This window comes from Streptomyces sp. NBC_01384 (genome assembly GCF_045040035.1).
GTDB lineage: Bacteria > Actinomycetota > Actinomycetes > Streptomycetales > Streptomycetaceae > Streptomyces.
This window is the reverse complement of sequence record NZ_CP109559.1, coordinates 2,262,159-2,283,884: the sequence shown is the minus strand read 5'-3', so window position 1 is coordinate 2,283,884 and position 21,726 is coordinate 2,262,159. Positions and strand designations below refer to the sequence as shown.

The following is a 21,726-nucleotide window of genomic DNA, read 5'->3' as shown; positions in this document are numbered from 1 at the left end:
ATATTCGAGGTAACGAGCGAGGCCGCTTTACCGTTCCCTTACCGAGCCTGGCGATGTCGGCCAGTGCCGGCCGGATCGCTGTACACCGGTCCGGTGTTCGGCCGGGCGGGGCGGGGATCGGCGGGATGGTAGGCACCCGGTGGTGGGCGGGCCCATGGTCCTGGGCCGGCGCCTGGAAGCGCCGGCCCGGGAAATCCAGCCCCCGGCCTTGGAGGAACCTGATGCGAACTTCCTACGGCACCAAAATGATCTTGCGCCCCACTCCGGCGGCGAACTGCTCCAGCGCCTCCGGGTACCGCTCCAGCGGAATCCGGTCACTGATGAACACCTCGGGATCGAGTACACCGTTCGCGAACAGCTCCGCTGCCCGTTCGAAACTGTGCAGGACCGCCATCGAACCGGTGATCGTGATCTCCTGGTTGTAGATCCGGTACGGGTCGATCGTCACCCGTGTCGCGTAGTCGGCCACCCCGAACTGCAAGAACGTCCCCGCCTTCGCCACCCGTTCCAGCCCGTCCTGGATCGCGGCCGCGTTGCCCGTGGCGTCGATCACCAGGTCCCAGCCTTGCGGCCGGTCCAGTTCGTCGGGGGTCGCGGCGGACGCCGAAACCCCGAGTTGCCGTGCCGTGGTGAGGCGGGCCGGGTTGACGTCCACCACGTCCACGCTCGCCGCACCTGTGCGCTTGGCGAGCTCCAGCATCATCAGGCCCATCGTCCCGGAGCCGTAGATCAGGACATGGGCACCGAGCCGGGACTGAAGGACGTCGTAGCCGCGTACCGCGCAGGAGAGGGGTTCCACGAGCGCCGCGTCCTGGGTGCGGACGTGGTCCGGGAGCTTGACGCAGTTGGCCACGGGGGCCGTCGCGTACTGCGCCGCGCCCCCCGCCGTCGTCACCCCGATCGCCGCCCACCGCTCGCAGAGGTTGTTGTGGCCCGTACGGCAGTACCGGCACTCGTGGCAGTACAGGGACGGGTCCACCGCCACCCGGTCGCCGACCGCGACCTCCGTGACCTGGGTGCCCACTCCGACCACCTCGCCGGCGAACTCGTGTCCCGGCACGATCGGCAGCTTGGGCGCGAACTCGCCCTGGAGGATGTGCAGGTCCGTACCGCACAGGCCGCAGGCCGCGACCTCGACGACGACCTCGCGGGGCCCTGGCGTCGGGTCCGGGACCTCGGTGACGACGGCGCGGCCCACGGACTCGATGACGGCGGCCTTCATTTGACGGCTCCCAAGGACAGGCCCTGGACCAGTTTGTCCTGGGCGGCGAACCCCGCGGCGAGCACCGGCAGGGAGATGACGAGCGACGCGGCGCACACCTTGGCCAGGAACAGGCCCTGGCTGGTGATGAAGCCGGTCAGGAAGACGGGGGCCGTCTCGGCGACCACGCCCGTGAGCACGCGTGCGAACAGCAACTCGTTCCAGCTGAAGATGAAGCAGATCAGGGCCGTCGCCGCGATACCGGGGAGGGCTATGGGGGCTACGACGCGGGCCAGGATCGTCGGCAGCCTCGCGCCGTCGATCTGCGCCGCCTCGATCACCGCCACCGGTACCTCGGCGAGGAACGACTGCATCATCCACACCGCGATCGGCAGGTTCATGGAGGTGTAGAGGATGACCAGGAGCCAGATGTTGTCCAGCATTCCGGTGTTCTTGGCGAAGAGGTAGATCGGGAGGAGGCCCGCCACCACCGGCAGCATCTTGGTCGACAGGAAGAAGAACAGGACGTCCGTCCACTTCTTCACCGGGCGGATGGAGAGCGCGTACGCCGCGGGGAAGGCCAGGAGGAGGACGCAGAGGGTGGAGACCACCGAGGCCACGGTCGAGTTGATCAGCGCGGGCCAGGGGCTCGCGCCGCCGCCCGTGCCGAAGAAGTCGCGATAGCCGTCGAGGGTGAGGGCGGCGCCGAAGGAGGGCGGGTTGGTCGCCGCGTCCGACTCCGAGTGGAACGACGTCAGGGCCATCCAGGCGATGGGCAGGAAGAACAGCACACCGAGCAGCCAGGCCAGCAGGCCCAGGCCCGCTCCCCGGGCACGCCGGGGCCGTACGCGGATCGTGGTGGCGCTCATCAGTGGGACACCTCCTCGCGGAACAGGGACGAGACCACGCGCAGCGCGAAGGTCGCGATGATGATCGAACCTATGACGACCAGGACGCCCGCGGCGGAGGCGAGGCCGTTCTCGTGGGCCTGGTAGAAGCTCTGGTAGACGGTGTAGGGGAGGTTGGCCGTCCCCAGGCCGCCGGAGGTGAGGGTGAAGACAGCGTCGAAGTTCTGGACGATGTAGATCGAGCCCAGCAGGGCGCCCAGTTCGAGGTAGCGGCGCAGGTGGGGGACGGTGAGGTGGCGGAAGACCTGCCAGTCGCTCGCGCCGTCCACCCGGGCGGCCTCGATCTGCTGGTGGTCGCGGCTCTGCAGGCCGGCCAGGAGGATCAGCATCATGAAGGGCGTCCACTGCCAGACGAGGGAGGCCTCGACGGCCAGCAGCGGCGTGTTGGAGATCCAGTCCGGCTGGGGGCCGCCCACGTAGTGCAGCAACCCGTTCAACAGGCCGTATTCGGGGTTGTAGAGCACGTGCTTCCAGAGCAGGGCCGCGGCTACCGGGACCACCAGGAAGGGGGCGATGAGGAGGGTTCTGACGATGCCCCGGCCGCGGAACCTGCGGTCCAGGAGCAGGGCCAGGCCGAGGCCGAGGATCAGGCTGGCGACGACCACGGCCGCCGTCAGGAGGATGGTCGTCCACACCGAGTGGCGCAGGTCGGGGTCGGTCAGGACGTCCGAGTAGTTGGAGAAGCCGGTGAAGTGGCGGGCCTTGGGGTAGAGCGCGTTCCAGTCGAAGAAGGAGATCACCAGTGTGGCCACGAAGGGGAGCTGGGTCACGGCGATCATGAAGATCAGGGCGGGGAGCAGCGGTGCGCGGGTGGCCCAGGCGCGCAGCCGGGTGGACGGCTTTCCCAGGGTGCGTACGGGAGTCGCGGCCACGGGGGCCGTTGTCGTGGCGGTCATCGTCCCTCGTACTCCTTGGAGATCTTCTCGGCGAGTTTCTGGGACTTCTTCAGGGCCGAGTCGACGGACTGGCGTCCGGCGATGGCCGCGCTGATCTCCTGCGAGACCTTGGTGCCGAGATCGGTGAACTCGGGGATGCCCACGAACTGGATGCCGGGCGCGGGGCGCGGCTGCACCCCCGGGTCGCGCGGCCGGGCGCCCTCGATGGCTTCGCGGGTCATCTCCTGGAAGGCCCCGGCCTCCTTGCGGTAGGCGGCGTTCGTGTATGTCGAGGCGCGCTTTCCGGCCGGCACGTCGGACCAGCCGGCGGTGTCCCCGACCAGCTGCTCGTACTGCTTGCTGGAGGCCCAGGAGATGAACTTCCAGGCCTTGTCGGAGTTGTGGGAGGCCTTCTGCAGGCCCCAGGCCCAGGTGTAGAGCCAGCCGGAGGACTTGGTCTTCTCGACGGGCGCGGGTACGTAGCCGATCTTGCCCTTGACCGGGGAGTCGGCCGCCTCCAGTGAACCCGCCGCGGAGGTGGCGTCGTACCACATGGCCGTCTTGCCCTGGGTCATGTTGTTGAGGCACTCGGCGAAGCCGGACTGGGCGGCGCCGGACTCGCCGTGTTGCCGGACGAGGTCCACGTAGAACTTCGTTGCCTTTTCGAACTCGGGGGAGTCGAGGTGGGCCTTCCAGTTCTTGTCGAACCAGGTGCCGCCGAAGGTGTTCACGACGGTGGTGAGGGGTGCCATGAGTTCGCCCCAGCCCGGCAGTCCACGCAGACAGATGCCCTTCATGCCGGACTGGGCGCCGTCGGCCTCGGTGGCGAGCTGTCCGACCTGCTCCCAGGTGGGGTGGTCGGGCATCGTCAGGCCCTTCTGGGCGAACACGTCCTTGCGGTACATCAGGAAGGACGACTCGCCGTAGAACGGCTGCCCGTAGAGCTTGCCGTCGTCGGCCGTCAGGGACTGCCGCATGGGGGCGAGGATGTCCTGCTCGTCGTAGCCGCTGTCCTGGCGTACGTAGGAGTCCATCTCGTGCAGCCAGCCGTTGCGGGCGTAGATCGGTATCTCGTAGTTGGAGAGCGTGGCGACGTCGTACTGACCGGCCTGGTTGGCGAAGTCCTGGCTGATCTTGTCGCGGACGTCGTTCTCCGGCAGCACGGTGAAGTTCACCTTGATGCCGGTCTCCTTGGAGAAGTGCGCCTTGGTGAGCTTCTGCAGCTCCACCATCTGGGGGTTGTTGACCATCAGGACGTTGATGGAGTCGCCGCCTGACCCTGACCCGCCCGCTCCGACCCAACAGCCGGAGAGCAGCGGGGCGAGCAGCGTCCCTGCGGCGGCCGCGGCGAGTGCGCGCGGCCTCCGTCGGCTCTGGGTTCGCATGGATCGCTCCTGGACGTATAGGGAGATGAGGGGAGATAAAGGGCGTCTTCGGGTGTGGGTGTGCCCTTGTAGGGGGTGAGTTGGGTTTTCAGACTCGGATGACCTGGGGGCCCTGCAGGGAGTACCGGTGAGCTTCGGACGTCGGAAGCAGCGTGCTCGTGACGATCGTTTCCAGGGCGGTGATCTCCGCGAAGCGGCAGAAGCTGACCGCACCGAACTTGGTGTGCACGCCCGCGAAGACCGTGCGCCGGGAGGCCCTGATCGCCTGGGCTTTGACCTCGCTGACCGCCGGGTCGGGGGTGGTGAGCCCGTGTTCGCGGGAGATGCCGTTGGCGCCGATGTACGCCAGGTCGATGACGAAGCCGGCGAGCATCTTCGTCGTCCAGTGGTCCACGGTCGCGAGCGTGCCCGGGCGGACCCGGCCGCCGAGCAGCAGGACGCTCGTGTGGTCGGCCTCGGCGAGCGCGCCCGCGGTGGCCAGGGAGGCGGTGACCACGGTCAGTGGCCGGTCCTTGGGGAGCGCCTCGGCGATGAGCTGCGGGGTGAAGCCCTCGTCGATGAAGACCGTCTCGGCGTCCCCGAGCAGTTCGGCCGCGGCACTCGCGATCCTGCGCTTCTCGGGCACGTGGCTGGTGGCGCGGAACGCGAGCGTCGTCTCGAACCCGGCGCTCTCCACGGGATAGGCGCCGCCGTGCGTGCGGCGCACCAGCCCGTGATCCTCCAGGGCGCGCAGATCACGCCGTACGGTCTCCTTGGCGACGCCCAGTTCGGCGGCGAGCGCGGTGACGTCGACCGACCCCGTACGGCGGGCGGCCCGGACGATCTCCCGCTGACGTTCTTCCGCGGTCATGGCCGACACCTGCTCCCTGCGTCCTGTGCGTACTGCCCGTTCGGGCCCGGTGTGGGCCTTGGGGGAAGTTCTACAGCGGGTGCGCGGCACTGACCAGGCCTGTTGCGTGACCGATGATGCCCGGCTGTGACCGTTTGGCGGGGCGGGTGACCGCGCCGGACCTGGGGCGGAGCGGCGGGCGGGGTGGGATCGGGCAGGGTTCGTGCCCGAACACGGCGGCGGGCGGGCCCGTTCGGTGCCCGCCCGCTCTCCCGCGCCCCCGCCGCGGTCGCCTTTTGGCCGTCCGGTCGTCAGTACGGCCAGATCGGCGGGTGCGTGGTGAAGTGGCCGCCCAGGTGGGCGTGGTCCGGGTTGTCCGGGTCGAGCTCGCCCTGCTCGGCGATGAGCTTCTCGGCGTACGGCTCCGAGTCGTCCTGCGGCTCGTAGCCCAGCGCCCTGGCCGTCGAGAGGTCCCACCACAGGCGGGTGTTGGCGGATGAGCCGTAGACGACCGTGTGCCGTACGTCCTCGGCGGTCAGCGCCGCGTGGAAGAGACGGGCGCCGTCCTCGGGGCTCATCCAGACGGAGAGCATGCGCACGCTGGTGGGCTCCGCGAAGCAGGAGCCGATGCGGACCGAGACCGTCTCCAGGCCGTGCTTGTCCCAGTAGAACTGCGCCAGATCCTCGCCGAAGGACTTGGAGAGGCCGTAGAAGGTGTCCGGGCGGCGCGGGGTGTCGATGGGGATCAGGGCGCTGTCGTCGAAGGGGGCCTCGCCCTGGGGGCGCGGGGTGAAGCCCACAGCGTGGTTGGAGGAGGCGAAGACGATACGTCGTACGCCCTCTTCGCGTGCCGCCTCGTACAGGTTGTACGTCCCCTCGATGTTCGCCTTGAGGATCTTGTCGAAGGAGGCTTCCAGGGAGATGCCCGCGAGGTGGATGATCGCGTCGACGCCCCGTACGGCCTCGCGCAGGGCGGCCTTGTCGGCGAGGTCCGCGGTGATCGCGTCCGGCTCGCCCTCGACGGGCAGCAGGTCGAGGAGGCGCAGCTCGTAGCCGTAGTCCGGCAGCAGCCCCCGCATCAGGGTGCCGAGTCCACCGGCGGCGCCGGTGAGCAGAACGGTGCGGGGAGCGGGCATGCGGGTGTCTCCTCACGGCCACCTGAATGGCCGTATCCGTGTACGGTATTCACATCCATGGACACGCTAAGGAGCGCCGACCTCCTGCGTCAAGTGTCACGTGGAGGTGGCGAATCCGCTGCCGTGTTGCGGGTTTGCGCGCTTGACCGCCCCAAGTTCGCGCTTTAGCGTGGTCGCGTTCAGAAATATGGACATAGATCAGAAACATGCACCCGCTGTTGTGTGCGTGAGCACCTGCCTCAGGGAGAGTCCGTGACGTCAGCCCCCCTTGCCGCTCGGCTCAGCATCCCCAGTGGGCCGCTGTTCTTCCCTGTCACGGCGTACGGCCCCGACGGCGCCCTCGACCTCGACACCTACCGCACGCATGTGCGACGCGGTGTGGAGGCCGGTGCCGCCGCCGTCTTCGCCTGCTGCGGCACCGGCGAGTTCCACGCGCTCGCGCCCGAGGAGTTCCAGGAGTGCGTACGGGCGGCCGTGGAAGAGGCGGCGGGGAGGGTGCCGGTCGTCGCGGGCGCCGGGTACGGGACCGCGCTCGCCGTACGGTTCGCACGGCTGGCCGAGGAGGCCGGGGCCGACGGGCTGCTCGCGATGCCGCCGTACCTGGTGGTGGCCGGTCAGGAAGGACTGCTGCGGCACTACCGGGAACTCGCCGCCGCGACCTCACTGGACATCGTGGTGTACCAGCGCGACAACGCCGTGTTCACACCGGAGACCGTCGTCGAACTGGCCCGCACCGAGGGGATCATCGGCTTCAAGGACGGGGTGGGCGACCTCGACCTGATGCAGCGGATCGTGAGCGCGGTGCGCAGTGAGGTCCCCGGTGACTTCCTGTACTTCAACGGGCTGCCGACCGCCGAGCTGACGGGCCTCGCGTACCGGGGGATCGGCATCACGCTGTACTCGTCGGCGGTCTTCTGCTTCGCACCCGAGATCGCTCTGGCGTTTTATGCGGCGCTGAACGCCGGTGATGACGAGACGGCCAACCGCCTGCTGGACGGCTTCTACCGTCCCTTCGTCGACCTGCGGGCGCAGGGCCGCGGATACGCGGTCTCACTGGTCAAGGCGGGGGTGCGGCTGCGGGGACTGGATGTGGGGGAGGTACGGCCGCCGTTGCACGAGCCGACCGAGGATCATGTGAAGCAGCTCGCGCAGTTGATCGAGCGGGGGTATGCGCTGCTGGAGGCGCTTGAGGGAGAGCGCCGGGGCGAAGGGCGGGGGGAAGGGGAGTGAAGGCGTCCGCTTTCGTCTATCCGTGGGACGTCGTCGGGGACCCGGGGGCGGCCGGGTGGATCGCCGGGCTCGGGGTGCGGCAGGTGACGCTCGCGTCCGCGTACCACTCCACGCGCGCGTTGACCCCCCGTCACCCTCGGCGCCGCATCGTCACGGCCGCGCACGCTGCCGTCCTGTATCCGGTCGACGACTCCCGGTGGCAGGGGCGTGCGCTGCGGCCGTACCCGGCCGGGGAGTGGGCACCCGGGGACGCGTACGGGGAGGCCGCCGCCGCGCTCGCGGACGCCGGCCTCGACGTGCACACGTGGGTGGTCCTGGCGCACAACTCCCGGCTGGGGGCCGAGCACCCGTCCACCTCCGTCGTCAACGCTTACGGAGACCGGTACGCGTGGGCGCCGTGCATCGCCCAGGCCGACACGCGGGAGTACCTCGTCGGCCTCGCGGTGGAGGCGGCGGTACGGCCCGGGGCCGGCGGTACGGAGCTGGAGTCGCTCGGGTGGTACGGGCTCGCGCATCTGCACGCCCACGACAAGACCGGCGGGGTCGGCCTCGGGGACGCCGGGCAGTACCTGATGTCGCTCTGCTTCTGTCCCTCCTGCCGGGACGGGTACGGCGGACAGGGCCTGGACGCGGACGAGTTGGCGTCGGCCGTACGGACCGCGCTGGAGCCGCTGTGGCAGGGCGCGCCCGACGACGGGGGCTGGGCGGGCGTGGGGAAACTCCTCGGCGACCGGCAGGCCGCCGCCACGCGCGCGTGGCGCGACGAAACCGCCCGTACGCTCCAGGAGGAGGCCGTCGCCGCGGTCCGCGCGGCCGCGCCCGACGGCTTCCAGGTGCTCCTCCACGCGGACCCGGTGTCGTACCACTGCGGTGCCAACGCCGGCGTGGACCCGGCCCACATCCTGTCCGTGGCGGACGGCGTGGTCGTGCCCTGTACGGGCGGGGCGGGCCTGCTGACGCCGTTCGCCGAGGACGGCGGCGATGCCGCCGTCCTCGCCGCCAACCTCACCGTGGTCTCCGGGATGGGCGGCAGCCCCGGCACCCTGAGGGCGGACGCGGCCCGCGCACGGGAGCTCGGGGCGACGGAACTGCGGCTGTATCACGCCGGGTTGGCGTCGGACGAGGACCTGTCGGCGGTGCGGGAGGCGCTGTCCCGGCTCTGAGCCAGAGAGGCGGTCGTCGCGAGCAGCGCCAGGCCGAACAGGACCAGCAGCAGCCGGTGGTCGACCAGTTCGACCAGGGCCGCCCCCATGGCCAGCCCGATCACGTTCGGGGTGAAGACCAGGGTGTTGGCCGTGGCGGTCGCACGGCCCAGCAGCGGCCCCGGCACCTCGCGCTGCACGGCGGTGAACGCGGCGATCAGCACACACGGCAACCCCAGGCCGATCGCCGCGCTGGCCGCCAGGGCCACCGGGTCGGACGGGACCGCCCGCGCGGCCACCGCAACCGCCATGAGCGCGATCCCGCCCGCCGCGAACCGGCGCTCGCCGAGCCGGCGCAGCGCGGGCCCGGAGACCAGCCCCACGGCCACCGAGCCGGTGCCCTGGACCGCGTACAGCACACCCGCGTAGGCGGGGGAGTGCCCCAGGCCGTCCACGACCGCATAGGTCGTCGTGCCGCTCAGGGCGGCGAAGAACATCGTGGTCCCGCCCGCCAGGACCAGCGGGCGCAGCCGGGGATGCCCCCACAGGTGGCGGGCACCCTCGACGGTCTGCGCCCGCCAGGTACCGGCCGGCCGCTCGTCGCGGACGCGGATGAGCGCCCAGAGCACTGCGGCCAGCACGAATGTGACGGCGTCCAGACAGGCGACCGTCGGCCCGCCGTAGGCCGCGTAGAGGCCCGCGCCCGTCAGCGGGGCCACCAGCTTCATGCCCTCGGTGGCGGTCATCCGCAGTCCGTTGAGGTCGCCGAGGAGCTCCGGGCCGACGACGGCAGCGAGGAGGGCCGACTCGGCGGGGTCGTGGACGACGACGGTGGCGCCGTACACGAACAGGACGGTGAACAGAAGCCACAGGTCGTCCCGGGAGCCGACGCCGAAGAGGGTGAGGAGGAGACCGGCGAGGCCGAGGTTCGTCCAGATCAGCAGCGGCTTGCGCCGGACACGGTCGGCGATCGTGCCGAGCGCCGGGCCGGCCAGGGTCGGGGCCCACATCGCGAGCATGCACAGCGCGGCCAGCCCGTTCGAGCCGGTGAGGTCCTTGACCCACACACCGGACGCCAGCCACAGCGAGGACGTGCCGAAGGCGGACACCACCACGCTCGTCAGATACAGCCCCGCGTCGCGGTCCCGCAGGACGCGTGTCATGGTCCAGTTCGTCGTCATGCCTGGTCATCGTCGGTCTAAGGCATGCATGGGGACATCGGGCAGGTGCCCTAAGAAAGAGGGCGGTCACCGATGAGTTCCGGGAACCCGGACAGTCCACCTTCCGTACGGAGACGGACACCGCCTTCCGCATGGACACCGCAACCCCCGAAGGAGCAAGGGATGACCGACATGATCTTCGACCTGGGCCCCCAGACGCGAGAGCTGCTGCGGCTGGCCGAGGGTGTCAGCGACGAGCAGCTCCCGGCCGTGACGCCGTGTCCCGACTGCGCGGTGCGCAACATGCTGGGACATCTGCTGGGGCTGTCCGTCGCCTTCCGCGACGCCGGTCGCAAGGACCTGGGCGTCACCACCGACACCAGCCCGAACGACACCGTGCCGGACATCGGCCCCGGCTGGCGCGAGGAGCTGCCCAAGGCCCTGGACGAGCTCGCCGAGGCCTGGCGCGACCCCGCCGCCTGGACCGGCATGACCCGCGCGGGCGGCGTGGACCTGCCCGGCGGCATCGCGGGTGCGGTCGCCACCGACGAGCTGGTGATCCACGGCTGGGACCTGGCGCGGGCGACCGGCCAGGCCTACACCCCCGACCCTGCGGCCCTGCAGGCGTCGTACGGCTTCCTCCTCGCCCTGGCCGACGACCCCGGCCGCGGCAACGGCGGCTTCGGCCCCGTCGTTCCCGTCCCCGACGACGCGCCGCTCCTTGACCGGGCGGTGGGACTGAGCGGGCGGGATCCGGGCTGGAAGCTGTAAAAGGTCACCATCGGGGGCCCACGCCTCTTTCCGGGCGTACCGTTCTGGCTCCGACCCGATTCCCAAGAAGAAGTGGTGTCCGGAGAAAAGGGCGCGCCCGGAACCGTAACCTCCCCACCATGCCCCTCGCCCTCACCATCCTCGGCACCGCCTCCCCGCACCCGCGGCCCGGGCGCCCGTGCTCCGGGTACCTGCTGCGCGGCGGCGGCGCCGAGGTGTGGGTGGACGCCGGGCCCGGCACGTTCGCCGAGTTGCAGCGGCACACGGATCCGGCGCGGCTCACGGCGATCTGGATCTCGCATCTGCACGCCGACCACAGCGCGGATCTGCTCGCCGCCACCTACGCGTTCGCGTTCGGTGGGATGACCCCGGCCGCGCCGGTCCCGGTGTATGCGCCGCAGGGGTGTGCCCAGCGGCTCGCGGGCTTCTTCGGCAAGCCGGACGTGGACTTCCTGAGCGGCATCCTCGACTTCCGGCCCTTGTACGACGGCCACGCCGTCCAGCACTGGAACCTTCGGCTCACCGCCCGCGCCGTCGCCCACGGCACCGAGGCGTACGGACTGCGTGCCGAGTGCCAGGGGAGTGTCCTCGCGTACTCCGGGGACAGCGGGCCCTGCGCCGCGCTCGCCGAACTCGCCTCCCGGGCCGATGTGTTCCTGTGCGAGGCGGACATCGATGCGCATCGCGAAGGCGAACGGGTTCATCTGACGCCCGAGGACGCGGGTGGCATCGCCCGTGAGGCACGGGTGCGCGAGCTGCTCGTCACCCACGTCGGGCCCACGCTCACCCGTGAGGCGGCGACCGCGCGCGCCGCGGTGGCCTTCGGCCGTCCCACGGACACCGCCCGCGAAGGCGACACCAGGATCGTCTGATCCCGCCCGGCCTCTCCCCGGTGCTCCTGTCTCGGCAACCTCGACTTCCTTTGTCAGAAGCATTGACGAAACACAGGGCCGCTCCTACCTTCAACCCGTCGTACTTCGTACGTCATATATGAGACGCGATATGTGAGATCACATACGCGAGATCCGAGAGGCGCGCATGACCTCTGTGCCCACCCCGATCCCGTCCCGCACGCAGTTCGTGCTGGAGGGGATCAAGCACCGGATCCTCACCGGGCAGTTGACCCCGGGACAGGCTCTGGTCGAGACCGAGCTCGCCGCACAGTTCGGGGTGTCGAAGACGCCCGTGCGTGAGGCGCTCAAGACCCTGGCCGGTACCGGACTCGTCGTGATGAACCAGTACAAGGGCGTCACGGTGCGCATGGTGGACGCGGACATGGCGCGCGAGGTGTACGACGTGCGGCTGCTGCTGGAGCCGGAGGCGCTGCGGCGCACCGTACGGCGCGAGGCGTCGCTCGACGCCGCGCGCGACGCGCTGACCCGTGCCGACGACGCCTCCGACACCGCCGAACGCTCCCTGGCCAACCGGGAGTTCCACCGCGCCCTGTACGTGTCGTGCGGCAACCCGCTGCTCGGCCGGATGCTCGACGAAGTGCGTGACCAGGCCGCTCTCGTGTCCGCGGTCGCGTGGGCCGCCGACCCGTCCTGGGAGCGCGAGGCCGGCGAGCACCGGGAGATCCTGCGCCTCGCCCTCGACGGTGACGCCGACGGCGCGGCCCGCGCGCTGCACGCCCACATCGAGTCGTTCGTGCGACGGGCCTTCCCGCAGTCCTCGGAAGAGGCCCTGGCCCAGGAACAGGATGGACAGGAATGACAGCGACGTACGAGACCCAGCGGGCGGCGCTCGCCGAGGTCGTGGCGATCCCCGTGACCCCCTTCGCGGAGGACGGGACGATCGACCGCGACACCCACCGGGCCCTGCTGCGTCGGCTGCTCGACGGCGGCGTCCGCACCCTCACCCCCAACGGCAACACCGGTGAGTTCTACGCCCTGACCCCGGAAGAGCGGCAGCTCGTCGCCGAGTTGACGATCGACGAGGTGGGCGACCGCGCCGCCATCCTGGTCGGCGTCGGGCACGACGTGCCGACCGCCGTCGCCTCCGCCCGGCACGCCCGGGAGCTCGGGGCGCAGATGGTGATGGTCCATCAGCCCGTGCACCCGTACGTCTCGGAGGGTGGCTGGGTCGACTACCACCGGGCGATCGCCGAGGCCGTGCCGGAGCTGGGCGTCGTGCCCTACATCCGCAATCCGGTACTGCCCGGCGACCGGCTCGCCGACCTCGCCGACGTCTGCCCGAACGTCATCGGTGTGAAGTACGCCGTCCCGGACGCGGCCCGCTTCGCCGCCTTCGCCCGGGACGCGGGGCTCGACCGGTTCGTGTGGGTCGCGGGGCTCGCCGAACCGTACGCGCCCTCGTACTTCTCGGCCGGTGCCACGGGCTTCACCTCCGGGCTCGTGAACGTCGCCCCGGCCGTCTCGCTGAACATGATCGAAGCGCTTCGATCCGGCGACTACCCGGCCGCCATGAAGGTCTGGGAGCAGATCCGCCGCTTCGAGGAGCTGCGCGCGGCGAACACCTCCGCCAACAACGTCACCGTGGTCAAGGAGGCCCTCGCCTCGCTCGGTCTGTGCCGCCGCGAGGTGCGCCCGCCGAGCAAGGAGCTGCCCGAGTCCGAGCGGGCGGAAGTCGCCGCCATCGCCGCGGGGTGGTCCATATGAGCGACAAGGGCCGGGGGAGACGGGAGCCGAAGCGTCCGGAGGAGCTCAGGAGCCACCAGTGGTACGGCAGCGGCGTCTCGTCGGGTCTGCGCTCCTTCAGCCACCGGGCCCGCACCCGCCAGCTCGGCTACCTTCCCGAGGAGCACCTCGGCAAGCCGGTCATCGCCATCCTGAACACCTGGTCCGACATCAACCCCTGCCACGTCCACCTGCGCGACCGTGCGCAGGCCGTGAAGCGGGGAGTGTGGCAGGCGGGCGGTTTCCCCCTCGAATTTCCGGTCTCCACCCTCAGCGAGACCTTCCAGAAGCCGACCCCGATGCTCTACCGCAATCTGCTGGCGATGGAGACCGAGGAGCTGCTGCGCTCGTACCCCGTCGACGGCGCCGTGCTGATGGGCGGCTGCGACAAGTCCACCCCCGCCCTGCTCATGGGGGCCGCCTCCGTCGACCTGCCGGCCGTCTTCGTGCCCGCCGGGCCCATGCTGCCCGGGCACTGGCGTAACGAAGTGCTCGGCTCCGGCACCGACATGTGGAAGTACTGGGACGACAAGCGCGCCGGACTCATCGGCGACTGCGAGATGACCGAGCTGGAGAGCGGACTCGCGAGGTCTCCGGGGCACTGCATGACCATGGGTACGGCTTCGACGCTGACGGCCGCGGCCGAGGCGCTCGGGGTGACCGTGCCCGGCGCGTCCAGCATTCCCGCCGTCGACTCCGGGCACGACCGGATGGCGGCCGCGGCCGGCCTCAGGATCGTCGAGCTCGTCCGCCAGGACCGGAAGCTGTCCGACATCCTCACCGAGGACGCCTTCGCGGACGCCGTCACGACCGTCCTCGGGCTCGGTGGCTCCACCAACGCCGTGATCCATCTGATCGCCATGGCGGGCCGCGCGGGTGTCACGCTCACGCTCGACGACTTCGACCGGATCGCGCGGACCGTGCCGGTGCTCGCCAACGTCCGGCCCGGCGGCCAGAAGTACCTCATGGAGGACTTCCACTTCGCCGGCGGTCTGCCCGGGTTCCTGTCACGGATCACCGATCTGCTGCACCTGGACCGGCCGACGGTGTCGTACGACAGCATGCGCGAGCAGCTGGCCGGTGCCCAGGTGCACGACGACGACGTCATCCGCACCCGGCAGAACCCGGTCGCGGCCGAGGGCGGAGTCGCCGTACTGCGCGGCAACCTCTGCCCCGACGGCGCCGTCATCAAGCACATCGCCGCCGAGCCGCACCTGCTCGAGCACACCGGTCCCGCGGTCGTCTTCGACGACTACAAGAGCATGCAACGGACCATCAACGACCCGTCGCTCGGCATCACCGCGGACAGCGTGCTGGTGCTGCGGGGCTCCGGGCCCAAGGGCGGTCCCGGCATGCCGGAGTACGGGATGCTGCCCATCCCCGATCACCTGCTGAAGCAGGGCGTGCGGGACATGGTGCGGATCTCCGACGCCCGGATGAGCGGCACGAGTTACGGCGCCTGTGTGCTGCACGTGGCGCCCGAGTCGTACGTCGGCGGACCGCTCGCCCTGGTGCGCAGCGGGGACACGATCACCCTCGACGTCGAGGCGAGGTCGCTCCGACTCAACGTGGACGACGCGGAGTTGGAGCGGCGCAAGGCGGAGTGGACGGCGCCGCCCGAGCGGTACGAGCGCGGCTACGGGGCGCTCTACAGCGAGCAGATCACCCAGGCGGACACCGGCTGCGACTTCGCGTTCCTGGCCCGGCCGGGGAAGGTGCCGGACCCGTACGCGGGCTGAGGGCGCCCGCGAGGGCCGCTCTCCTTTGGCCGACATCTCGAACAGTAAACGGGAAGCGCTTCACCCATGTGTAGCCAGCAAGCGCTTCCTATGCCCACCCGCCAGAACGGAGAACAGTCATGGCCCAAGCCGCAGCCGTGGCGAAACAGCCCGCGCCACCCCGGCGGCGCCGTGGCTCGGCGACGCCACGCAAGCTCCCGTATCTGCTGATCGCCCCGGCGGGTCTGCTGATGCTGGGCTTCATCGCCTACCCGGTCATCAGCGTCTTCTACTACAGCCTGCAGAACTACAACCCCACCAAACCGTGGCGCAACGGCTTCGCGGGCTTCGACAACTTCACCCACGCCTTCACCGACGACCCCCAGTTCTGGGACACGCTGACCTTCAGCGCCAAGTGGGTCTTCGTCGAGGTGGGCCTGCAGCTGCTGTTCGGGCTCGCGCTCGCGCTGATCGTCAACCAGACCTTCGTGGGGCGGGCCGTCGGCCGTGCGCTGGTCTTCTCGCCGTGGGCCGTCTCCGGTGTGCTGACCTCCGCGATCTGGGTGCTGCTCTACAACTCCCAGACCGGCATCACCCGTTACCTGGCCGACGCTGGCATCGGCTCGTACGGCACCAGCTGGCTGTCGGACACCTCCACCGTCTTCCCGGCAGCCGTGGTCGCCGACCTGTGGCGCGGTGTCCCCTTCTTCGCGATCCTGATCCTCGCCGACCTCCAGTCCGTCTCCAAGGACCTGTACGAGGCCGCCGAGGTCGACGGCGCCAGCCGCTTCCGGCAGTTCCTGCACATCACACTGCCGCACCTGAAGGACGCCATCATCCTGTCCACGCTGCTGCGCGCGGTCTGGGAGTTCAACAACGTCGACCTGCTCTACACGTTGACGGGCGGTGGCCCCGCGGGCGAGACGACGACCCTCCCGCTCTACATCGCCAACACCAGCGTCGACGCCCACAACTTCGGCTACGCGTCCGCCCTCACCACGGTCGCGTTCGTGATTCTGCTGTTCTGCTCGGTCGTCTATCTGCGACTGAGCAAGTTCGGAGGCGGGGACAAGTGATCACCGAGGACGCCACGATCAGCGCCCCCGCGGCGCCCGCCCCGGTCGCCGACGAGCCCCGGCAGCGCCCGGGCAGAAAGCGCCGCGCCTGGGACGAGGTCCCGCGCCGGCACATCTACCTCCCGCTGACCATCTACCTCCTCTTCACCCTGATCCCCTTCTACTGGATCCTGCTCTTCGCGCTCCGCCCGGCCGGCTCGACCTCGCTCGTGCCCTGGCCCATGACCTTCGACCACTTCGACAAGGTGTGGACCGAGCGCAGCTTCGGGACCTACTTCCAGAACAGCGTGCTCATCGCCGTCGCCACCCTGGTGATGACGACCCTCGTCGCCCTCGCCGGTGGCTACGCCCTGGCCCGCTTCGACTTCAGGATCAAGCGCGGTTTCATGCTGGCGCTGCTGTGCTCCCAGTTCGTGCCGGGCGCGCTGCTCCTCGTTCCCCTCTTCCAGATCTTCGCCAAGCTCCAGATGATCAACTCGCTGGGCAGTGTCATCATCGCCGAGACCGTCTTCCAGCTGCCGCTGTCGATGATCCTCATCAGCGGGTTCATCAGGAACGTCCCGTACTCGCTCGAAGAGGCCGCCTGGGTCGACGGCTGCAACCGCTTCACCGCCTTCCGGATCGTCGTCCTGCCCCTGCTGCGGCCCGGGCTGATCGCCGTCGGCTCCTTCGCCTTCGTGCACGCCTGGAACCACTTCCTGTTCGCCCTGATGTTCCTCAGCGACCAGAGCAAGCAGACCATCCCCGTCGGCCTCAACACCCTGATGAGCTCCGACAGCGTCGACCTGGGCGCGCTCGCCGCGGGCGGCATCATCGCCGCGGTCCCCGTCGTCATCGTCTTCGCCTTCATCCAGAAGTGGCTGATCGCCGGCTTCAGCGCGGGGGCGGTGAAGGGATGAGAAGGGCACGCGGAGGTCATCAAGGCCGTGGGGAGGATCCGATGAGCACACCCACCAAGGAATTCCCCCTGCCGATCGTCCTCGCGGGCGCGCGCGGTCACGGCCGCTGGCACCTGGAGAACATCCGGCGGCTCCAGGACAAGGGGCTCGTACGGCTGGCGGGCATCTGCGAGCTGACCCCGCTCGGCGCAGAGGAACTGAAGGGGCTCACGGTCGAACAGTCCGCCGACTTCGGCGCCCTCCTCGACTCCACCGGCGCCGCGATCGCCGTGATCTGCACGCCCATCCCCACCCACACCGACCTGGCGCTGATCGCCGCCGACAGAGGCGTACACCTGCTGCTGGAGAAGCCGCCCGCGCCGTCGTACGCCGAGTTCCGCCGGATGGCCGACGGGGTCGCGGCGGCCGGGGTCGCGTGCCAGATCGGCTTCCAGTCGCTCGGCTCGCACGCCGTGCCCGCGATCCGGGAGATGATCGCGGAGGGTGTGCTCGGCCGGGTGGTCGGGATCGGCGGGGCGGGGGCCTGGGCGCGCGACGAGGCGTACTACCGGCGGGCGCCCTGGGCGGGCAGGCGTCGGCTGAACGGCGTGGACGTGATCGACGGGGCGCTCACGAACCCCCTCGCGCACGCCGTCGCCACCGCCCTCGCACTGAACGGTTCCTCCCGCGCCGAGGACGTCACCGGGATCGAGACCGAACTGCTGCGCGCCAACGACATCGAGTCCGACGACACGTCCTGCGTGCGCGTCACCACCGCCCGGGGCCGGGTCACCGTCGCCGTCACGCTGTGCGCCGAGCGGCCCGACGAGCCGTATGTCCTGGTGCACGGCAGCAGCGGCCGGATCACCTTCTGGTACAAGCAGGACCGCGTGCTGGTGCAGCGCTCCGGGCACGGCCCGGAGGAGATCGAGTACGGCCGTACGGACCTGCTGGAGAACCTGGTCGCGCATCTGACGGACGGCGCCGAACTGCTGGTCACGCCGGATTCGACGGGTGCCTTCATGCGGGTGGTGGAAGCGATTCGACAGGCGCCGGACCCGCTCGCGCTGCCCGCGGACGCCTGGGAGCTGATCGCCGAGGAGAACCGCCGGGTCGTGCCCGGCATCGACGGGTTCGTCGCGGCCGCCGCCGACACCCTCGCCCTCTACTCCGAGCTGGGCGCCTCCTGGACGCTCCCGAACAAGGTTCAGAGCAAGGTCCCGCACGAGTCCGCGCACGAGTTCCCGAATGAGGTGAGCACCCCATGAACCACGCGCAGAGCACCGACTCGCTGGTCCTGCGTGTCGCGGGCCGCCCGGTCGGCCGGTACGTCACCCGGCCCGAACTCGCGCCCCGGCTCTCGCCGCGCCCGTACCTCCACCCGGTCACCACCCTGGCCGGCACGGCTGTCACCGAGCTCAGCCCCGCCGACCACACCCACCACCTCGGCGTCGGTGTCGCCGTTCCCGACGTCGAGGGGCACAACTTCTGGGGCGGGCGCACCTACGTCCGCGACCAGGGACCCACGGAGCTGGACAACCACGGCGCGCAGCGGCACTCCGGTTTCCAGCTGCGCGACCCGGACGGCTTCGACGACGACTTCCCCGGCGGCCGGTTCGGACGGCAGTGGCAGTGGACCGCCAACCCGCAGGACGGCTGGGCCACCCAGCACTCCGGGGACGGGCTGCGGCTGAGCTGCGTACGGACGGTGGACGCGCACGACCTGCGCAAACTGCCGAACGTCCTCACCCAGCGGCTGCCCGGCATCCCCGTCACCGCCGAGGTGGAGCTGCGGCTCGACAGCGAGGAGCCGGGGGCGCGGGCGGGGCTCGCGGTGCTCGGGGACGCGTTCAGCTGGATCGGGCTGCAGCGGGAGGTGGACGGGTCGGTGCGGTTCGTGCACCGGTTCGCCGAGTCAGTGGCCATGGGGGCCCCTCCCACGCCTTTAGGGCAGTGGGGGAGGGAACGCGACGCGGCGCACGCACAAGAGGCGCCCGAGGGGCGGGTCCGGCTGTGGATCGAGATCGGCGCGGGGGCGCGCTGCCGCTTCTCGTACGACGTCGGGGGCGGCCGGCAGCCCTCCGGTCAGGTCTTCGCCGCCACCCCCTGGCGTTGGGTCGGCGCCCTGCTCGGGCTCTTCGCGCTCGCGCCCGTCGGCGGGGGACACGCCGGCGCGGCCCCGTTCACGCGGTTCCGCATCACCGCTTCCTGAAGCCGGCTCACCCGTAGGCCCCTGGGGAGCCGCAATGACGCACCTCCATGGCAAGCGCTTGCCAGGCCCGGTTCCGCAGACAGGCCCCGTACCGCAGACAGGCCACTACCGCTGACAAGACCCCACAACCCCGTTGGATCCAGAAGAAGAGAGCCGATCAATGAAGATCAACATCCGTAGAACCAGGCATGCCGCGACGGCCGTCGCCCTGGGCTCCGTGCTCGCGCTCACCACCACCGCGTGCGGCGACAGCGGCAGCGGTGCGGCGGGGGACAAGGGCAACGAGGGCTCGGGCAAGGGCGAGATCACCTTCTGGGACAACAACGGCGGTGTCCGCACCGACATCTGGAAGCAGATCATCGCGGACTTCGAGAAGAAGTACCCGGACATCAAGGTCAAGTACGTCGGTATCCCCGCGGCGAGCGCCCAGTCGAAGTACGACACCGCCATCCAGGGCGGCGGCCTGCCCGACGTCGGCGGCGTGGGTACCGCGATGCTCGCCGAGGTCGCGGTCCAGGGAGCGCTGGAGCCGCTGGACAGCCGGCTCAAGGGGAGCGCGCTGAACGGCAAGCTGAGCCAGAACCTGCTCGACGTCAGCCGGGCCGCGGGCGGCGGTGGCACGCTGTACCAGGTGCCGACCTCCGCCAACAACGGCACGCTGTGGTACCGGACGGATCTGTTCAAGGCGGCCGGCCTGGACGTGCCGACCACCTGGTCGAAGTTCTACGAGGCCGCCGACAAGCTCACCGACAAGGGCAAGAACAAGTTCGGCTTCACCATCCGGGGCGGTGAGGGGGCCATCGCGCCGGCCCTGGACGCGGTGTACGGCCAGACCGGCCTCACCTCGTTCTGGAACGGTGACAAGACCACCGTCAACGACCCGAAGAACGTGGCCGCCCTCGACAAGTACATCGCCCTGTACAAGAAGGACACCCCGTCCGCCGACGTCAACAACGACTTCACCAAGATGGTCGCCCAGTGGGACAGCGGCACCATCGGAATGCTGAGCCACAACCTCGGCTCCTATCAGGACCATGTGAAGGCGCTGGGCGACAAGTTCCGCGGCATCCCGAACCCGACGCAGGACGACGGCACGCGTGTGCAGGTGTCCAACCCGGTGGACGGACTGAGCCTGTTCAAGTCCGGCAAGAACAAGGCCGCCGCCTGGAAGTTCATCGAGTTCGCCGTCTCGGCCGAGGAGAACTCCAAGTTCAACGAGTCCGCGGGGCAGGTTCCGGCGAACACCGACGCCGCCAAGGATTCCTGGATCCAGCAGGCCGAGCCCACCAAGCTGGCCGCCGAGGCGCTCAACGGGGCCGGCACCAAGATCGTGCAGCTGCCGTACTACCTGCCCGACTGGAACACCATCTCCAAGGCCGACAACGAGCCGAACTTCCAGAAGATGCTGCTCGGGAAGACGAGTGCGAAGGAGTTCCTGGACACGCTTGCCGATCAGTTGAACAAGGCGCAGGCGGACTGGAAAGCCAATCACTAGGTCTCGTGGTCCTGCCGTGACGCGCGGTCGGTTCGGGGGCACGAGATTGTCTTGCGGGCCCGGCCCCGAACCCGGCCCCGAACCCGGCCCCGGGCCCGGTCGTGGCTGGTCGTGGCTGGTCGAGCCCACGCGGCGGAGCCGTAAATTGTTACAGCCCCGCGCCCCTGAAGACGGGGCGTGGGTCCCCCCTCTGCTTGAAAGGCGCACCTCTGTGTCCCTCACCCGCAGACAGGTCACCTCGGCCGCTCTTGCTGCCGTTCCCCTGGCCGTCGCCGCGACGGCGCCCGCGTTCGCCGCACCTTCCCCCGGAAGACATCGCACCCTCTATGTCGCCGGCGACTCCACCGCCGCCCAGAAGTACGCGGACGCCGCGCCCGAGACCGGGTGGGGTATGGCGCTTCCGTTCTTCTTGTGGGAGTACCTGGCCGTCGCCAACCACGCGGTGAACGGGCGCAGTTCGAAGAGTTTCATCGACGAGGGGCGGCTCGGCGTCATTCTCGACGCGATCCGGCCCGGCGATTTCCTCCTCATCCAGTTCGGTCACAACGACGAGAAGAGTGCCGACCCGACGCGCTACACCGAGCCCTGGACCACGTACCAGGACTACTTGCGTCAGTACGTCGACGGGGCGCGGGCCCGTGGCGCGCGGCCGGTGCTGGCGACTTCGGTGGAACGGAGAAAGTTCGACGCGGACGGCAACGCCGTGCCGACCCACGGCGACTACCCGACGGCGATGCGCGCCCTCGCCGAGGACGAGTGCGTGGCGCTGCTCGACATCCAGGCCCTGTCGCTGGCCCTGTGGCAGAAGCTCGGTGTCGAGGAGACCAAGAAGTACTTCAACTGGACCGCGACCGAGCAGGACAACACCCACTTCAACCCGCCGGGTGCGATCGCCGTGGCCCGTCTCGTTGCGGCCGAGCTGCTGCACCGCCAGGTGCTGGCGCCCGGGGATCTGCGCCGGCTCGACGAGGAGGTCCCGGAGTCCTGGATCACCTGGCCGGACGCGGCCGCGTAACACCACTTCCGTAGCACTTTCCGCAGCACCTTCAGTAGCACCTTCCGCAGAAGGAGAGC

20 protein-coding genes are annotated in these 21,726 nt (G+C 70.0%); 13 read left to right on the top strand and 7 right to left on the bottom strand.

All coding sequences use genetic code 11. The features are described 5' to 3' along the window. Window positions 1-232 precede the first annotated feature (232 nt). The 6 genes from OG747_RS10265 to OG747_RS10240 all read right to left on the bottom strand — a co-directional run bounded on the left by OG747_RS10265 (window position 233) and on the right by OG747_RS10240 (window position 6,334). Window positions 233-1,222, bottom strand: coding sequence for a zinc-dependent alcohol dehydrogenase family protein (locus OG747_RS10265; protein ID WP_405878981.1), 990 nt, complete (start codon window positions 1,220-1,222; stop codon window positions 233-235). Then, window positions 1,219-2,070 (bottom strand): carbohydrate ABC transporter permease, encoded by an 852-nt coding sequence (locus tag OG747_RS10260; protein WP_405878980.1) that lies wholly within the window; start codon window positions 2,068-2,070, stop codon window positions 1,219-1,221. Before OG747_RS10260 ends, OG747_RS10265 begins: the two co-directional genes overlap by 4 nt. After that, window positions 2,070-3,005 carry a carbohydrate ABC transporter permease gene (locus tag OG747_RS10255; RefSeq protein ID WP_405878979.1) on the bottom strand — a complete coding sequence of 312 codons (936 nt, stop codon included), beginning with the start codon at window positions 3,003-3,005 and terminating at the stop codon, window positions 2,070-2,072. The genes OG747_RS10260 and OG747_RS10255 overlap by 1 nt, the downstream gene beginning before the upstream one ends. Further along, window positions 3,002-4,369 carry an ABC transporter substrate-binding protein gene (locus OG747_RS10250; RefSeq protein ID WP_405878978.1) on the bottom strand — a complete coding sequence of 456 codons (1,368 nt, stop codon included), beginning with the start codon at window positions 4,367-4,369 and terminating at the stop codon, window positions 3,002-3,004. Before OG747_RS10250 ends, OG747_RS10255 begins: the two co-directional genes overlap by 4 nt. A gap of 88 nt (window positions 4,370-4,457) precedes the next feature. After that, window positions 4,458-5,219, bottom strand: coding sequence for a DeoR/GlpR family DNA-binding transcription regulator (locus OG747_RS10245; RefSeq protein ID WP_405878977.1), 762 nt, complete (start codon window positions 5,217-5,219; stop codon window positions 4,458-4,460). A gap of 290 nt (window positions 5,220-5,509) precedes the next feature. Next, complete coding sequence (locus tag OG747_RS10240) at window positions 5,510-6,334, bottom strand: NAD-dependent epimerase/dehydratase family protein (RefSeq protein WP_405878976.1); 825 nt, start codon at window positions 6,332-6,334, stop codon at window positions 5,510-5,512. A gap of 252 nt (window positions 6,335-6,586) precedes the next feature. On the opposite strand from OG747_RS10240, the gene OG747_RS10235 reads away from it, so the two are divergent. Both OG747_RS10235 and OG747_RS10230 read left to right on the top strand, forming a co-directional pair. Beyond that, a complete protein-coding gene (locus OG747_RS10235; RefSeq protein WP_405878975.1) occupies window positions 6,587-7,564 on the top strand; it encodes a 5-dehydro-4-deoxyglucarate dehydratase in 978 nt (325 codons plus the stop codon). Beyond that, the gene (locus tag OG747_RS10230; protein ID WP_405878974.1) at window positions 7,561-8,727 is read left to right on the top strand and encodes a hypothetical protein; all 1,167 of its coding nucleotides are present in this window, start codon (window positions 7,561-7,563) and stop codon (window positions 8,725-8,727) included. Before OG747_RS10235 ends, OG747_RS10230 begins: the two co-directional genes overlap by 4 nt. Here the strand turns inward: OG747_RS10230 and OG747_RS10225 are convergent. After that, window positions 8,664-9,887, bottom strand: coding sequence for an MFS transporter (locus OG747_RS10225; protein WP_405878973.1), 1,224 nt, complete (start codon window positions 9,885-9,887; stop codon window positions 8,664-8,666). The two genes, OG747_RS10230 and OG747_RS10225, sit on opposite strands and share 64 nt — an antisense overlap. 162 nt (window positions 9,888-10,049) lie before the next feature. Here OG747_RS10225 and OG747_RS10220 point away from each other — a divergent pair, with 162 nt between their 5' ends. From OG747_RS10220 to OG747_RS10170, 11 genes are all read left to right on the top strand, one after another. Next, window positions 10,050-10,637 carry a TIGR03086 family metal-binding protein gene (locus tag OG747_RS10220; protein ID WP_405878972.1) on the top strand — a complete coding sequence of 196 codons (588 nt, stop codon included), beginning with the start codon at window positions 10,050-10,052 and terminating at the stop codon, window positions 10,635-10,637. 119 nt (window positions 10,638-10,756) lie between these two features. Beyond that, entirely contained in the window at window positions 10,757-11,509 is a 753-nt protein-coding gene (locus OG747_RS10215; protein WP_405878971.1) for an MBL fold metallo-hydrolase, read from the top strand. A gap of 166 nt (window positions 11,510-11,675) precedes the next feature. Beyond that, window positions 11,676-12,350: a GntR family transcriptional regulator gene (locus OG747_RS10210; protein WP_405878970.1), complete on the top strand. Its 675-nt coding sequence runs from the start codon at window positions 11,676-11,678 to the stop codon at window positions 12,348-12,350. After that, window positions 12,347-13,255 carry a dihydrodipicolinate synthase family protein gene (locus OG747_RS10205; protein ID WP_405878969.1) on the top strand — a complete coding sequence of 303 codons (909 nt, stop codon included), beginning with the start codon at window positions 12,347-12,349 and terminating at the stop codon, window positions 13,253-13,255. The genes OG747_RS10210 and OG747_RS10205 overlap by 4 nt, the downstream gene beginning before the upstream one ends. Beyond that, window positions 13,252-15,012 (top strand): L-arabinonate dehydratase, encoded by a 1,761-nt coding sequence (gene araD, locus OG747_RS10200; protein WP_405878968.1) that lies wholly within the window; start codon window positions 13,252-13,254, stop codon window positions 15,010-15,012. Before OG747_RS10205 ends, araD begins: the two co-directional genes overlap by 4 nt. A 119-nt stretch (window positions 15,013-15,131) precedes the next feature. Beyond that, window positions 15,132-16,067 (top strand): carbohydrate ABC transporter permease, encoded by a 936-nt coding sequence (locus OG747_RS10195; RefSeq protein ID WP_405878967.1) that lies wholly within the window; start codon window positions 15,132-15,134, stop codon window positions 16,065-16,067. Next, entirely contained in the window at window positions 16,064-16,966 is a 903-nt protein-coding gene (locus OG747_RS10190; protein ID WP_405878966.1) for an ABC transporter permease subunit, read from the top strand. Before OG747_RS10195 ends, OG747_RS10190 begins: the two co-directional genes overlap by 4 nt. Before the next feature lie 41 nt (window positions 16,967-17,007). Further along, on the top strand, window positions 17,008-18,213 hold the full coding sequence (locus tag OG747_RS10185; RefSeq protein ID WP_405878965.1) for a Gfo/Idh/MocA family protein: 1,206 nt from the start codon (window positions 17,008-17,010) through the stop codon (window positions 18,211-18,213). Further along, entirely contained in the window at window positions 18,210-19,157 is a 948-nt protein-coding gene (locus OG747_RS10180; protein WP_405878964.1) for a DUF6807 family protein, read from the top strand. The genes OG747_RS10185 and OG747_RS10180 overlap by 4 nt, the downstream gene beginning before the upstream one ends. Window positions 19,158-19,317: 160 nt before the next feature. Further along, a complete protein-coding gene (locus OG747_RS10175) occupies window positions 19,318-20,652 on the top strand; it encodes an ABC transporter substrate-binding protein (protein ID WP_405878963.1) in 1,335 nt (444 codons plus the stop codon). 211 nt (window positions 20,653-20,863) lie between these two features. After that, window positions 20,864-21,667 carry a rhamnogalacturonan acetylesterase gene (locus OG747_RS10170; protein ID WP_405878962.1) on the top strand — a complete coding sequence of 268 codons (804 nt, stop codon included), beginning with the start codon at window positions 20,864-20,866 and terminating at the stop codon, window positions 21,665-21,667. Window positions 21,668-21,726 lie beyond the last annotated feature (59 nt).

Excerpts from the sequence above, each read along its gene's own strand:
- OG747_RS10265 (WP_405878981.1), bottom strand. The coding sequence starts at position 1,222 with ATGAAGGCCGCCGTCATCGAGTCCGTGGGCCGCGCCGTCGTCACCGAG.
- OG747_RS10260 (WP_405878980.1), bottom strand. The coding sequence starts at position 2,070 with ATGAGCGCCACCACGATCCGCGTACGGCCCCGGCGTGCCCGGGGAGCG.
- OG747_RS10255 (WP_405878979.1), bottom strand. The coding sequence starts at position 3,005 with ATGACCGCCACGACAACGGCCCCCGTGGCCGCGACTCCCGTACGCACC.
- OG747_RS10250 (WP_405878978.1), bottom strand. The coding sequence starts at position 4,369 with ATGCGAACCCAGAGCCGACGGAGGCCGCGCGCACTCGCCGCGGCCGCC.
- OG747_RS10245 (WP_405878977.1), bottom strand. The coding sequence starts at position 5,219 with ATGACCGCGGAAGAACGTCAGCGGGAGATCGTCCGGGCCGCCCGCCGT.
- OG747_RS10240 (WP_405878976.1), bottom strand. The coding sequence starts at position 6,334 with ATGCCCGCTCCCCGCACCGTTCTGCTCACCGGCGCCGCCGGTGGACTC.
- OG747_RS10225 (WP_405878973.1), bottom strand. The coding sequence starts at position 9,887 with ATGACGACGAACTGGACCATGACACGCGTCCTGCGGGACCGCGACGCG.
- OG747_RS10220 (WP_405878972.1), top strand. The coding sequence starts at position 10,050 with ATGACCGACATGATCTTCGACCTGGGCCCCCAGACGCGAGAGCTGCTG.
- OG747_RS10215 (WP_405878971.1), top strand. The coding sequence starts at position 10,757 with ATGCCCCTCGCCCTCACCATCCTCGGCACCGCCTCCCCGCACCCGCGG.
- OG747_RS10210 (WP_405878970.1), top strand. The coding sequence starts at position 11,676 with ATGACCTCTGTGCCCACCCCGATCCCGTCCCGCACGCAGTTCGTGCTG.
- OG747_RS10205 (WP_405878969.1), top strand. The coding sequence starts at position 12,347 with ATGACAGCGACGTACGAGACCCAGCGGGCGGCGCTCGCCGAGGTCGTG.
- araD (WP_405878968.1), top strand. The coding sequence starts at position 13,252 with ATGAGCGACAAGGGCCGGGGGAGACGGGAGCCGAAGCGTCCGGAGGAG.
- OG747_RS10195 (WP_405878967.1), top strand. The coding sequence starts at position 15,132 with ATGGCCCAAGCCGCAGCCGTGGCGAAACAGCCCGCGCCACCCCGGCGG.
- OG747_RS10185 (WP_405878965.1), top strand. The coding sequence starts at position 17,008 with ATGAGCACACCCACCAAGGAATTCCCCCTGCCGATCGTCCTCGCGGGC.
- OG747_RS10180 (WP_405878964.1), top strand. The coding sequence starts at position 18,210 with ATGAACCACGCGCAGAGCACCGACTCGCTGGTCCTGCGTGTCGCGGGC.
- OG747_RS10175 (WP_405878963.1), top strand. The coding sequence starts at position 19,318 with ATGAAGATCAACATCCGTAGAACCAGGCATGCCGCGACGGCCGTCGCC.